The following is a 14,070-nucleotide window of genomic DNA, read 5'->3' on the forward strand; positions in this document are numbered from 1 at the left end:
TGGGGTGGGGCTCAGGCCTTGCGCAGCCAGTAGGTATAGATGCCGGCCTCGGCGGTTTCACGAAGCAACGTATGACCGGCGAGCTGGGCAAACGTGCGAAAGTCGCGCTGGGAACCGGCATCGGTGGCGATCACCTTGAGCACCGCGCCGCTGGCCAGGCGGTTGAGTTCCATCTTCGCCTTGAGCAGCGGCAACGGGCAGTTCAGCCCGCTGGCATCCAGCTCGGCGTCGCAGGTCGGGGTGTCAATCATCCGGTAATCTCCTGGCGGGGCAATCTTGCATTGCAGACAAGTTCGGTAGGATAACGCCACTGGTCGCCAACGTGTGAGCCGGCTACAGTAGGCTTTTTGACCGACGCGAGCTTCGTGCATGAATCTACTGCGCCCTACCCTGTTGACGCTGGCCTGCCTGATGGCCCTGCCCGGCCATGCCGACGACCTGCCGTCACTGGGTGATGCCAGCTCCGCGATCGTATCTCCCCAGCAGGAGCATCAACTGGGCCGGGCCTGGCTGAGCCTGCTGCGCGGCCAGGTCAACCAGCTCAACGACCCGCAGCTCAAGGACTACGTCGAGACCAGCGTATACAAGCTGGCCGAGACCAGCCAGCTGCAGGACCGGCGCCTGGAGTTCATCCTGATCGACAGCCGCGAGCTCAACGCCTTCGCGGCGCCAGGCGGGATCGTCGGGGTCAACGGCGGCCTGTTCCTCAACGCCCAGACCGAAGGCGAATACGCCTCGGTGCTGGCCCACGAACTGGCGCACTTGTCCCAGCGCCACTTCGCCCGCGGCGTCGAGGCCCAGCAGCGCATGCAATTGCCGATGATGGCGGCGCTGCTGGCCGGTATCGTGCTGGCGGCAGGCGGTGGTGGCGATGCCGGCATCGGCGTGATCGCCGGCACCCAGGCCGCAGCCATCCAGGAGCAGCGTCGCTTCTCCCGGCAGAACGAACAGGAAGCCGACCGCATCGGCATCCAGAACCTGGAAAAGGCCGGCTACGACCCGCGCAACATGCCCACCATGTTCGAGCGCCTGGCCCGCCAGTACCGCTACGACGCCAAGCCTCCGGAATTCCTGCTCACCCACCCGGTCACCGAGTCGCGTATCGCCGACACCCGCAACCGTGCCGAGCAGGCCCCCAAGGGCGGCGTGGAGGACAGCGCGCGCTACCAGCTGATCCGCGCCCGCGTCGCGTTGATCTATGAAGGCACGCCAGGCCTTGCCGCCAAGCGCTTCCGCGCCCAGCTCGACGAAGACCCGAAACTCGACGCCGCGCGCTACGGCCTGGCCATCGCGCAGATCAAGGGCGGCCAGCTCAACGAAGCGCGGGCCAACCTGCAACCGTTGCTGGCCAAGGCGCCGAACGACATCACCTACAACCTGGCCCAGGTCGACCTGGACATCACCAACAACCGCCTGGCCGATGCCCAGCAGCGGGTCGAGCGCCTGCGTGCGTTGTACCCGAGCAACTACCCGCTGCAGCAGGTCCGCGCCGACCTGCTGATCAAGCAGAACCGCCCGGCCGAAGCCGAGAAGGTGCTGGACGACCTGATCAAGCGCCGCCCCTACGACCCGGACGTGTGGTACGACGTGGCCGAAGTGCGCGGGTTGTCGGGCAACACCATCGGCCTGCACCGGGCCCGCGCCGAGTACTTCACCCTAGTGGGCGATTTCGACCAGGCCATCCAGCAGCTGGACTACGCCAAGCGCCGTGCGGGCAGCAATTTCCCGCTGGCATCGCAGATCGACCAGCGCCAGCGGGAGATCCTGGAGCAGCAGCGGATGGTCAAGGAGATGATGGGGCGCTAGGTCTGCGGCCCATCGCGGCACAAGGCCGCTCCTACAAGGGTTAGCGTCCCCCCTGTAGGAGCGGCCTTGTGCCGCGAAAGGGCTGCAAAGCAGCCTCGCTGGGTGTCGGCTCAGGCGTTACCGGACAACTTCAACCGTGCAGCCTGGGTAAAGTCCAGCATCCGGTTCAACGGCTTGATCGCCTTGGGCACCAACGCCGGGTCGACGAAGATCTCGTTGCTGCCCTTGCGCAGGCAGTCGAGGGTGCGCTCGAGGGTGTTCATCGCCATCCACGGGCAGTGCGCACAGCTACGGCACGCCGCGCCGTTGCCGGCGGTCGGCGCTTCGACGAACTCCTTGTCCGGGCACAGCTGCTGCATCTTGTAGAAGATGCCCCGGTCGGTGGCGACGATGAAGGTCTTGTTCGGCAGCGTCTGGGCAGCCTTGATCAACTGGCTGGTGGAACCCACCGCATCGGCCAGCTCGATCACCGACTCCGGCGACTCCGGGTGGACCAGGACGGCCGCATCGGGGTACAGCGCCTTCATGTCGGCCAGCTGGCGCGACTTGAACTCCTCGTGGACGATGCAGGCACCATCCCACAGCAGCATGTCGGCGCCGGTCTGCTTCTGGATATAGCGGCCCAGGTGCTGGTCGGGGCCCCAAATGATGGTCTCGCCGTTGTCCATCAGGCTTTCGACGATTTCCAGGGCGCAACTCGAGGTGACGACCCAGTCGGCCCGCGCCTTCACTGCCGCCGATGTATTGGCGTAGACCACCACGGTGCGTTCGGGGTGCTGGTCGCAGAACGCCGAGAATTCTTCCACCGGGCACCCCAGGTCGAGGGAACAGGTGGCTTCCAGGGTGGGCATCAGCACGCGTTTTTCCGGCGTGAGGATCTTCGCCGTCTCACCCATGAAGCGCACACCGGCCACCACCACCGTACTGGCGGGGTGGTTCTTGCCGAAGCGGGCCATCTCCAGGGAGTCGGATACGCAACCACCGGTCTCCTCGGCCAGGGCCTGAATCACGGGGTCGCAGTAGTAGTGGGCGACCAGAACGGCGTTCTGGGCCTTGAGCTCGGCCGCAATGGCCGCACGGTATTCGGCCTCCTGCTGCGGCGTCAGCGGGTTGGGCTGCTTGGCGTCAAGATGGGCTTGAACCAACAGGCGTTCGGAAATCTGGGTCATGATCACGGGACCTGCGGGCGCATATGCGCGTCACTCGAGTGTATCACCCGGCCCTGGCAGGTTGGCTGAAGGTGCCGGATGGCCAGCCTGGCCATCGCGGCCCACCTGCGGGCACGGCGTATTATCGGAGGCCGAAGGCTACAGACAATCGAGGCAATGCAAAAGGGCTTTTTGTAGCCCGGGGCAGCGACCGGAGCCCGGCGTCGGTCTGCCCCGCTCCTCTCGTGGGGCAAGACCTCGCAGGATAGGCTTCAGCCTTGCGGCGACAGTGCCGCCAGGTGAGCGCTCAGGAGCATGGCGAACTCTTCGACGGTCATCTTGCGGCCATTGAAGTCGACCATGCCATCGGCGTAGTCCAGACGAGTGACCACGTTATCACCCTCCACCGTGGCCATGCCGCTCTGCAGCGCCATCATGCCGACCATTTCCCCGGCCTGGCTGGACTGCTGGGCAATGGCCTGGGCGTCGGTCTGCCCATCGAGCAGCGCCTGCAACGTCGCCAGGTCCCCAACCATCGGCTTGGACACCGACAGCTTGCCCTCCAGGCGGGTGACGATCTGCTTGCCCAGCTGGTCGGCCGGCAGGTCGAAGGATGCCGGGCTGGCCAGGTCGACCGCCAGGTTGAAGCGGCTCTCGCCATTGGCGGTCTTGAACGACAGGTTCTCCAGGGCCAGTTGCGGCTTGGCCGCGAGCATCTTCTGCACATCGGCCTGGACCTTGGCCTGCTCCTCGGGGCTCAGGTCGAGCGCGGGCAACTGTTCACCTTGCGCGGCTGCCTGCTGGATGTCCGGCATGCGGGTCTGGTACCAGGCGATCAGCGCCTGCATGGCCGGGATGTCCAGGGACTTCATGCTCCAGACCATCTGCCCGCTGCCCACCGCACGCCCGGCATAGGTGATGTCGGCGACCTTGTATTCCAGGCGGCCGGACAGCTTATCCTCGCCCTCGGCATCGTAGCGGTTGTTCTGCTCCAGGCCCTTGAGCACCAGGACATCCTGGCTGTTGCCCAGGGTGACCTGGGTTTCGGCCAGCGCCATGTCGAAGTTGCCGACATACACCAGGTCATGGCCGGTGCCCTTGAGGTCGCCGGTGACCTTGAAGCCATTGAGCAGGAACTTGACCGGCGCCTGGTCGGCACCGACCAGGTTCATCTCCAGGCGCTCGGCCTTGCCATCGATGCGCACCGCCTGGCCCTTGCGGTCGCCCCGCAGCAGCACACGCATGCCGGAGAAGTCCAGGCTGCTGCCGTCATCTTCGCTGAGCTTCAGGGGCGCCAGGCGGATGTCGCTGGACAGGCTGCCGTCGTAGCCCAGGCTCACCTGGCCGGTCACCGGCGACTGATCGCCCGCAGCAGCGAACCAGGAGGCGGTGAAATCGTCCTTGTCCAGCTGGCTGTTGCTGGTGGCCATGACCGGCGCCAGGTTCAGGCGCTTGACTCGCGACCAAGGAAACGGGCCATGCTCGATCTGGTCGGTCACCCCCAGGTCGAAGTTCAGCGGCTCGCCTTCGCCGAGCCAGACATTCTGGGCCTTGAGCCGGTAGTGGGCGGTGCTGGTGAAGAAGTGCTGTTCCAGCGAGACCAGCTCGACGGTCATGCTGCCGCCCGTGCCGGCCATGGCCTTTTTCAATTCCTCGTTGCCCTGGGCGACGGAACGCTCGAGCTCCGCGGGCAGCTGCTTGCCGGTGTACCAGGCGCCGGCGGTGGTGGCGAGGGCGATGGCAACGGCCAGGCCGGAAAGAATGCCTACTGATTTCTTCATGAATAGAACCGATTGCTGTCCATAAGGGCGGATGCGCAGCGGGCGACGCCACGCGGGAGGCGAAGATTATCACTGCTGGCAACCTGATGCCCGACCCGTGACGCGCGAAACACCGAATCGTAAATTTTTACGAACACAAACATCGGCCTAAATATCGATAAACCCTACAAAAAGGCTGTCAATCTATAAAAATAACGATAAATCTTCACTAATGTTACATCTTGTCACGTTTCACTTGACACAAACTCGCCCTTCGTTTTTTATTTTTCACACCCACCCAGCGCCTACAAACGAAGAAGAACCGCGCCGACGATCATGACCTCCGTCCGACCCAACCCCCACGCGCCGCCTTCGACGTACAGGCCCTGCCAGCCCTGATACAAACGCTCGTCGCGCCCCGATCCGCTCCTACAACAAAAGGTGAACAACATGGAGCCCACCCGCTCGCCCTTGCCGTGCCTGCCGTACACCGTGCCTGTCGTCCAGCTCCAGGAGCGCCGCCCGCATGCAGACTGACCACAGCGCCAACGGCAACGTCCAGTTCCGCAAGTCCCTGCGCTTGTGGCAGGTGGTCATCATCGGCCTTGCCTACCTGACCCCGATGACCGTGTTCGACACCTTCGGCATCGTCTCCGGCATCACCGCCGGTCACGTGCCCAGCGCCTATATCCTGGCGCTGCTGGGCATCCTCTTCACTGCGGTGAGCTATGGCACCCTGGTACGCCGTTTCCCACAGTCCGGCTCGGCCTACACCTACACCCAGCGCGCCATGAACCCGCACATGGGCTTTCTGGTGGGCTGGGCCTCGTTGCTGGACTACCTGCTATTGCCGATGATCAACGCCCTGCTGGCCAAGCTGTACCTCTCGGCCATGTTCCCGGAAGTACCACAATGGGTCTGGGTGGCAGGCTTCGTCACCCTGATCAGCCTGATCAATATGCGCAGCATCAACCTGGTGGCCAGTTTCAATGGCCTGTTCGTCGCCGTACAGGTGGTGATCATGGCGGTGTTCGCCTACCTGTGCATTCGCGGCCTGAACCAAGGTGAAGGCCTGGGCACCAGCTGGACACTGGTGCCGTTCGCCAACGACCAGACCCAGCTCAACACCCTGATCGCCGGCGCCACCGTGCTATGCTTCTCGTTCCTGGGCTTCGACGCGGTCACCACGCTTTCGGAAGAAACCCGCCAGCCGGAAAAGGTCATCCCCCGCGCGATCTTCCTGGTCGCCCTGATCGGCGGCGCGATGTTCATCTTCATCTCGTTCTACATCCAGGCCTATTTCCCGACCATGGCACGCTTCCACGACCAGGAAGCCGCCCTACCGGAAATCGCCCTGTATGTCGGCGGCAAACTGTTCCAGTCGATCTTCCTGGTGTGCACCGTGATCAACACCATCGCCTCAGGCCTGGCGTCGCAGACCAGCGTCTCGCGCCTGCTGTACGTGATGGGCCGCGACAACGTGATCCCCCAAGGCCTGTTTGCCCGCCTGCACCCCCGCTACAAGACGCCGGTGCTGAACATCGCCGTGGTCGGCCTGATCGCGCTGTCGGCGATCTTCTTCGACCTGGTGACTGCCACTTCGATCATCAACTTCGGCGCACTGGTGGCCTTCAGCTTCGTCAACCTCTCGGTGATCAGCCATTGCTACCTGCGAGAAGGCTTGAACCAAGGCCTGGCGAACAAGTTCAAGTACCTGGTACTGCCCACCATCGGCTTTTGCATCATCGCCAGGCTCTGGCTGAACCTGGACGTACATTCGTTGCTGTTCGGCGGCGTCTGGGCGCTGGCCGGCGTGCTATACCTTGCCTGGTTGACCAAGGCATTCCGGGTATCGCCACCGAGCTACATGGCCGAATGAGACTGCCTGCCGACAACGCCCGCGCCTGACGCGGGCGTTGTCCTTGACGAGAAGGAAAGCTCCCATGTCCCTGCGCCGCCTCTCCATCCAGTGGAAAATCACCCTGCTCGCCGGCCTGTGCCTGCTGGCGATCGTCGCGTTGCTGGTCGCCACTTCCCTGACCCAGGCCCGACGCAGCGCGACCGAGGTCTTCCAGGCCAATACCGAGCTGCTGGACCATAGCGCCCGCCTGCGCCTGCAGGCCCATGCCGAAACCCAGGCCCTGCGCATCCAGCGCTATTTCATGGACGCCTACCAGTACGGCAATGGTTTCGCCCGCCTGGTGCAGGTACTCAGGGCCCGCGGCGGCGACGACCTGCGCGCCGAATTGAGCGCCCAGGCCCGCGCGGCCCTGGCCGGCAACCGCGACCTGATTGGCCTGTACCTGGTGTTCCAGCCCAACGCACTGGACCAGCAGGACGCCCGTTTCATCGGCCAGGATGCCCAGGGCAGCAACGACAGCGGGCGCTATTCGCTGTACTGGTCGCAGCCCAGCCCCGGGACACTGGAGTCGGAGACCATGCCCGAATCGATGCTGGCCGACACCAGCACCGCGGCCAATGGCTCGCCCTACAACCGCTGGCTGACCTGCCCGCTGGAAACCGCCAAGCCCTGCGTGCTCGACCCATATTTCGACGAGGTCAACGGCCGCCAGGTGCTGATGACCAGCATCGCCCTGCCGCTGCTGGACAACGGCCAGGTGGTCGGCGTGGTCGGCCTGGACATTGGCCTGGACAACCTGCAGCAACTGAGTCTGGCAGGCCGCCAGGAGCTGTTCGACGGCCAGGGCCAGGTCAGCATCGTCAGCCCCGCAGGCCTTCTGGCTGGCCACAGCCAGGACAACGCACAACTGAGCAAGACGGTGACCCAGGCCTACGGCGAACAGGCGCGTGAACTTGCGACCGCGATGGCCGCCGGCCAGCCGGTGGAACAGCTCGAGAACGGCCTGATGCGCATCTCCCGCCCATTCGCACCGATTCCCGAGGCAACGCCCTGGCAGGTGCTGCTGGAGCTGCCGGAGGCCGTGCTGCAGGCACCTGCGGTGGCCCTCAACCAACGCCTGGACGCACGCAACCAGGCCGCCAACCTCACCAGCCTGTTGGTCGGCCTTGCGGCAGCCGTGCTCGGCCTGCTGCTGGTGTGGCTGACCGCCCGCGGCGTGACCCGGCCGATCCTCGCCGTGGCCGAACGCCTGCGCGACATCGCCAGCGGTGAAGGCGACCTGACCCGACGCCTGGACTACACCCGCGAGGACGAACTGGGCCAGTTGAGCGGCTGGTTCAACCGCTTCCTCGACAAGCTCCAGCCGGTGATCGCCCAAGTCAAGGGCTCGCTCCAGCAGGCCCGAGGCACGGCCGACCAGTCTGCGGCCATCGCCAGCCAGACCAGCGGCGGCATGCAGCAACAGCGGCGGGAAATCGAACAGGTGGCCACTGCCGCCAACGAGATGAGCGCCACCGCCCAGGACGTTGCCCGCAATGCTTCCCAGGCGGCCCAGGCCGCACGCGGCGCTGACCAGGCCACCCACGAAGGCCTGGAGCTGGTGGCCGTGACCCGCCAAGCCATCGATCGGCTGGTGGCAGACATGGACAGCGCCATGGACCAGGCACGCGCCCTGGCAGGGCGCAGCGAGCAGATCGGCACGGTGCTCGAGGTGATTCGCGCCATCGCCGAGCAGACCAACCTGCTGGCGCTGAACGCGGCCATCGAAGCCGCCCGCGCGGGCGAGGCCGGTCGCGGCTTCGCCGTGGTCGCCGACGAGGTGCGCGGCCTGGCCCAGCGCACGCAGGTTTCGGTGGAGGAAATCCGCCAGGTGATCGAAGGCCTGCAGCAGGGCACCCATGATGTGGTCGGCGCCATGCACGAAGGCCAGCGCCAGGCCCGGGACAGCGCCACGCGCATGGAACAGGCCCTGCCTGCCCTGCAGCGGATCGGCGAAGCGGTGGCGGTGATCAGTGACATGAACCTGCAGATCGCCTCGGCGGCCGAGGAGCAGAGCGCGGTGGCCGAGGAGGTCAACCGCAACGTCGCCGGCATCCGCGATGTGACCGAGTCGCTGTCGGGCCAGGCTGACGAGTCGGCGCGGATCAGCCAGGCGCTGAACCAGCTTGCCAACCAGCAGCAAGCCTTGATGGAACAGTTCAAGGTATAGCCACTGCTTTCCCTGTAGGCGCGGGCTTGCCCCGCGATTGGGCCGAGCCTGCATTCGCGGTCAATCGCGGGGCAAGCCCGCTCCTACAGGGGGACGGTGAAATCAGACAGGGAGCCCATGATGGGAAAACCGCTTTTCGACCTGACGAGCGAACAGGGCGTGCTACGCACGTCCATCGCCGTCACTTTGTTCATCGCCGTGATCGGCATCGCCTTCGGCCTGGCGTCAGGCTCGTTCTCGATCGTCTTCGATGGTGTCTATTCGCTGGTGGACGCCAGCATGAGCGGGTTGTCGCTGGTGGTGGTCAAGCTGATCACCTCCCACGCCCGTGCCGAGCGCATGTCGCGCAAGCTGCGCGAGCGCTTCACCATGGGCTTCTGGCACCTGGAGCCGATGGTCCTGGCGCTCAACGGCATCCTGCTGACCGGGGTGGCGGCCTACGCCCTGATCAACGCCATCAGCAGCCTGCTCGAAGGCGGCCGCGACCTGGAATTCGGTGTCGCCCTGGTGTATGCCGCAGTCACCGTCGTCGCCTGCCTGGCCATCGCCATCGCCGAGGCCCGCGCCAACCGCACGCTGGGCTCGGACTTCGTGCGCATGGACGTCAAGGGCTGGGTGATGTCGGCCAGCATCACCGCCGCCCTGCTGGTCGCCTTCTGCTTCGGCTACCTGGTGCAAGGCACCGAGTGGGCCTGGCTTTCGCCCTACATCGACCCGGCCGTGCTGGCCCTGGTGTGCCTGGTGATCATCCCGCTGCCGATGTCGGTGGTGCGCCAGGCGCTGGCGGAAATGTTCCTGGTGACCCCGAGCGACCTCAAGCAACACGTCGATGACGTGGCCCAGGCCTTCGTCGGGCGGCACGGCCTGCAGTCGTACCGCGCCTATGTGGCCAAGGTCGGTCGCTCGCGGGAGATCGAGCTGTACTTCATCGTGCCGACCACCATGGCCGCCCGCACCATCGCCGAGTGGGACGCCCTGCGCGACGAGATCGGCGAAGCCATTGGCGGCGAAGGGCCGGACCGTTGGCTCACGGTGGTATTCACCGGCGATCCGGAATGGGCCGAATAGGTGCCAGGCCACCGCTTTTTCCATGAACGGTTGACGTTATTTTCACAGCCGCTCCATTAGCGTCGCAGCCTTTCCGGCAGCCGGCACACCCGGCTGTCATCAAGGTTCGACGAGGCGCATGTGGCAAGCACTACCCCAACAACGCGAAAAGGCATCGACTGGGCCGGCCTGGGCTGGCTTTTGCTGTTCTTCTGGTATTTCTCCGGCGTCACCCAGGCGCTGCTGATGTTCAGCGGCACCACCGGGTTTTCCGGCTTCCGAGACTCGCTTTTCCTCAGCACCCTGTGGTTCGCCCCGGTATTGCTGCTGCCGCGCCACACCCGCACCTTGAGCGCGGTGATCGGCATTGTGCTCTGGGCCGCCTCGCTGGTGGGCCTGAGCTACTTCGGCATCTACCGCCAGGAGTTCTCGCAGAGCGTGATCTTCGTGATGTTCGAATCGAACACCGCCGAAGCCGGGGAATATTTCAGCCAGTACTTCAGTGTCGGGCTGTGCCTGGCGCTGCTGCTGTATACCGTTGTGGCGGTGCTGCTGTGGAAGCGCGTGCGCCCGGTCACCCTGCCCCTGCGCAGCCGGGCGCCGCTGGTGGTCCTGCTGCTGGCGGCGAACCTGGTCTACCCCTTCTATAAACAGATGGTGACCCAGGAACGCAACTTTGCCGATGCGCTGGAAAAGGTCCAGCTACGCATGGAGCCTGCGGTGCCCTGGCAGTTGCTGGTCGGCTACCAGCAATACCGCCAGCAGCTGGACAACATGCAGAAGCTGCTCGAGCAGAACGCCTCGCTGCCACCCCTGCAGGGCCTGAAGGACAGCAGCGGCGACGCGCCGCGCACCTTGGTGCTGGTGCTGGGCGAATCGACCACCCGTGAACACATGCACTTGTATGGCTACGACCGGCCGACCACACCCAACCTCGACGCCCTGGCCAGCAAGGACAAGCAACTGACGGTGTTCCGCAACGTGGTGTCGCCACGGCCCTATACCATCGAAGTGATGCAGCAGATCCTGACCTTCGGCGACCAGAAGAACCCGGATCGCTTCCTGACCGACCCTTCGCTGATCAACCTGATGAAACAGGCGGGCTATAAAACCTTCTGGATCACCAACCAGCAGACGATGACCAAGCGCAACACCATGCTGACCACCTTCTCCCAGCAGACGGATGTGCCGGTCTACCTGAACAACCAGCGTAACCAGAACGCCAGCCAGTATGACGAAGTGGTGCTCGCACCGTTCGAAAAGGCACTGCAGGACCCGGCGCAGAGGAAGTTCATCATCGTCCACCTGTTGGGCACCCACATGGACTATCGCTACCGCTATCCGGATGCCTACGAGCATTTCAAGGACAGCCAGGGCGTGCCTGCTGGCTTGTCCCCCAGCCAGGTGGAAACCTACAACTTCTACGACAACGCAGTGCTGTACAACGACCACGTGGTCTCCAGCCTGATCCAGCGCTACTCGGCGTCGACGCCCAATGGGTTCCTGCTGTACCTCTCCGACCATGGTGAAGACGTCTACAGCTCCGGCGACCACGATCGCCTGGGCCGCAACGAGAACGCGCCGACCCGGCCGATGTACACCATCCCGTTCCTGCTATGGACCTCGCCAAGCTGGCAAGCCGAGCACCCTCGCGACCTGCAGGCGATGACCGACCGGCCTTACAGCAGCTCGCACCTGATCCATACCCTGTCCGACCTCGCCGGGCTCAGCTATGACCGTTTCGAGCCGGCCAAGAGCCTGGTGAGCCCGCAGTTCCTGGTGGCGCCGCGCTGGATCGGCGACCCGTATCGCAAAGACGGCCTGCGCGAGTTCGACCAGCTGCCGCAGGACAAGGCCGTGCACGAACAGAAAGCCGCCATCACCAGCCGCGCCCAGCCCCACGAAGGCTGATCCCCCCGGGGCCGCGTCGCGGCCCTATCGCTGTGGCAAATCCTAGGCAGGCGGTGCCTGAGAGATCGAGCGCCGCCCGCGCGGCGCATCGCGAGCTGCGCTCGCTCCTACATTTGTTCGGGCCAATCCATCCTGTGGCATTTTCGCGCGGACGCTTTGGCGCCAGACGCGAGATTGTGTCGTACGAACCAGGCGGTCGCGCGCGCTTGTCACAGGCAGTACTGGCCGTAAACAAACGTAGGAGCGAGCGCAGCTCGCGATGCGCCGCGCGGGCGGCGCTCGATCTTCCAGGCCACCGAAGCTACCGAGACGATCGCTTTAAAAACCCACACCTACAGCCCTAATAAACTGAATTTTTTTCCTGTCATTTTGATAGATCCGATCGTCAAAACGCTCAAAGCGACACAAGCACGTTACATTCTGACGCAACACATCCCCGCACAGACGCTCTAAACCGGCATTTCGCCATATGACCAATTAGTCATCATAAAACTCATCCTTCGCCGACTTCATTCCAAAACAGAATGATTTAGTGCCTAAAGGTCGTTTGTTGGGCAGCACTTCGCACGCCGATACTGACCCCGGTCAATGAATTCGCCCGCCATTGATGGCGAGCGAATTCTTGAACCTTGGGCCGTACAGCCTGGCCCGCGCGAAGCACGACGCGCCAGCCAGGACAGAACAAGAACAAAAAACTCAAACTGAACGAGGTCAAATAGGTTGCCCATGACCCAATCCAATGAACACGCACGTTCAACCGCCGCGAACACGCCCGCGGGCCGTCTGAAACGCACTCTCAACAGCCGCCACCTGAACATGATCGCCATCGGCGGTTCGATCGGCACCGGCCTGTTCGTCTCTTCCGGCGCCACCATCGCCCAGTCGGGGCCCGGCGGCGCCCTGCTCGCCTTCGCGATCGTCGGCCTGATGGTGTACTTCCTGATGACCAGCCTGGGCGAACTGGCCGCCTGCATGCCGGTCAGCGGCTCGTTCTCTACCTACGCCTCACGGTACGTGGACGAAAGCTTCGGCTTCGCCCTGGGCTGGAACTACTGGTATTCCTGGGCAGTGACCATCGCCGTGGACTTGGTCGCCGTACAGATCATCATGGCCTACTGGTTCCCGGACACACCCGGGGTGATCTGGAGCGCCGTGTTCCTGGGCCTGCTGTTCGTCCTGAACGTCGCCTCGGTGCGCTGCTTCGGCGAGACGGAGTTCTGGTTCGCGCTGATCAAGGTCATCACCATCATCGCCTTCATCGTCATGGGCGTGCTGATGCTGATGGGCATCGTCGAAGGTGGCCAAGATGGCGGCGCACACCTGTGGCAGATCGGCGACGCACCGATCGCCGGTGGCCTGCCTGCGCTGATCGGGGTGGCCATGATCGTCGGCTTCTCGTTCCAGGGCACCGAGTTCGTCGGCATCGCCGCCGGGGAGACGGAAAACCCCGGGCGCAACATTCCCAAGGCGGTGCGCCAGATCTTCTGGCGCATCCTGCTGTTCTATGTCTGCACCATCATCGTGATCGGCCTGCTGACTCCTTATACCGACCCGCGCCTGCTCAAGGACGGGCTTTCGGACATCACCATCAGCCCCTTCACCCTGATCTTCGAAAAAGCCGACATGCTGGCCGCTGCGGCCATCATGAATGCCGTGATCCTCACCTCGGTGCTCTCGGCCGGCAACTCCGGCATGTACGCCTCTTCGCGCATGCTCTACAGCCTGGCCGTGGAGCGCAAGGCGCCCGCGCTGTTCGCCAGGGTCACCCGCTCGGGCACACCCGTGTGGGCCTTGCTGGCCACCTCGGTGGTGGCCGGCCTGTGCCTGCTGAGCTTCCTGTTCAGCCCCGGCAAGCTCTACCTGTGGCTGCTCAATACCTCCGGCATGCTGGGCTTCATCGCCTGGCTGGGCATCGCCATCAGCCATTACCGCTTCCGTCGCGGCTACAAACTGCAGGGCCATAGCCTGGACAAGCTGCCCTATGTCTCGAAGTTCTTCCCGTTCGGGCCGTTCTTCGCCTTCGCCCTGTGCATGGTGGTGATGCTGGGCCAGAACTACCAGGCGTTCATCGGCGACCGCATCGACTGGATGGGCGCCACCGCGACCTATATCGGCCTGGTGCTGTTCGCGGTGATGTGGCTTGGCCACAAGTTGATCACCCGTTCGCGCATCGTCCGCTACCGGGATATGGACTTCAGCGTGATCGAGGTTCGCCGGCGGCAGGCGCGCCACAGCGCCGAAAGCGATGCCAGCAACCTGGCGATCGCCAGCCCCCAGACTACCGCCTGACACCCTTTGGCACGGCGTCGGCAGCCTTCTGCCCGGCGC

The 14,070-nt window shown here is 64.3% G+C and carries 8 protein-coding genes and 2 pseudogenes; 7 read left to right on the top strand and 3 right to left on the bottom strand.

From position 1 onward, the window contains the following. Window positions 1-11: 11 nt before the first annotated feature. Window positions 12-251, bottom strand: coding sequence for a sulfurtransferase TusA family protein (locus tag ACXHGZ_RS15420; protein ID WP_480460486.1), 240 nt, complete (start codon window positions 249-251; stop codon window positions 12-14). A gap of 118 nt (window positions 252-369) precedes the next feature. Here ACXHGZ_RS15420 and ACXHGZ_RS15425 point away from each other — a divergent pair, with 118 nt between their 5' ends. Beyond that, on the top strand, window positions 370-1,806 hold the full coding sequence (locus tag ACXHGZ_RS15425; RefSeq protein WP_084854501.1) for a M48 family metalloprotease: 1,437 nt from the start codon (window positions 370-372) through the stop codon (window positions 1,804-1,806). A 110-nt stretch (window positions 1,807-1,916) separates the two neighbouring features. Here ACXHGZ_RS15425 and nadA read toward each other — a convergent pair whose 3' ends face one another. Next, window positions 1,917-2,975 carry a quinolinate synthase NadA gene (gene nadA, locus ACXHGZ_RS15430; RefSeq protein ID WP_084854500.1) on the bottom strand — a complete coding sequence of 353 codons (1,059 nt, stop codon included), beginning with the start codon at window positions 2,973-2,975 and terminating at the stop codon, window positions 1,917-1,919. 251 nt (window positions 2,976-3,226) lie between these two features. After that, window positions 3,227-4,735: a YdgA family protein gene (locus ACXHGZ_RS15435; RefSeq protein ID WP_480460489.1), complete on the bottom strand. Its 1,509-nt coding sequence runs from the start codon at window positions 4,733-4,735 to the stop codon at window positions 3,227-3,229. Window positions 4,736-5,240: 505 nt separating this feature from the next. On the opposite strand from ACXHGZ_RS15435, the gene ACXHGZ_RS15440 reads away from it, so the two are divergent. The 6 genes and pseudogenes from ACXHGZ_RS15440 to ACXHGZ_RS15465 all read left to right on the top strand — a co-directional run bounded on the left by ACXHGZ_RS15440 (window position 5,241) and on the right by ACXHGZ_RS15465 (window position 14,031). Continuing rightward, window positions 5,241-6,593 (top strand): APC family permease, encoded by a 1,353-nt coding sequence (locus ACXHGZ_RS15440; protein WP_480460491.1) that lies wholly within the window; start codon window positions 5,241-5,243, stop codon window positions 6,591-6,593. A 283-nt stretch (window positions 6,594-6,876) separates the two neighbouring features. Beyond that, window positions 6,877-7,878, top strand: a pseudogene (locus ACXHGZ_RS15445) (PDC sensor domain-containing protein); the annotation flags it as partial. A 393-nt stretch (window positions 7,879-8,271) separates the two neighbouring features. After that, a pseudogene (locus ACXHGZ_RS15450) lies at window positions 8,272-8,784 on the top strand (methyl-accepting chemotaxis protein); the annotation flags it as partial. A gap of 120 nt (window positions 8,785-8,904) precedes the next feature. Next, entirely contained in the window at window positions 8,905-9,852 is a 948-nt protein-coding gene (locus ACXHGZ_RS15455; RefSeq protein ID WP_480460493.1) for a cation diffusion facilitator family transporter, read from the top strand. A 120-nt stretch (window positions 9,853-9,972) separates the two neighbouring features. Beyond that, window positions 9,973-11,742, top strand: a complete 1,770-nt coding sequence (locus ACXHGZ_RS15460; RefSeq protein WP_480460494.1) for a phosphoethanolamine transferase CptA — start codon at window positions 9,973-9,975, stop codon at window positions 11,740-11,742. Between the two features lie 726 nt (window positions 11,743-12,468). Next, the gene (locus ACXHGZ_RS15465) at window positions 12,469-14,031 is read left to right on the top strand and encodes an amino acid permease (RefSeq protein ID WP_480460495.1); all 1,563 of its coding nucleotides are present in this window, start codon (window positions 12,469-12,471) and stop codon (window positions 14,029-14,031) included. Window positions 14,032-14,070 lie beyond the last annotated feature (39 nt).

The organism is Pseudomonas shiyinii, from assembly GCF_056725765.1.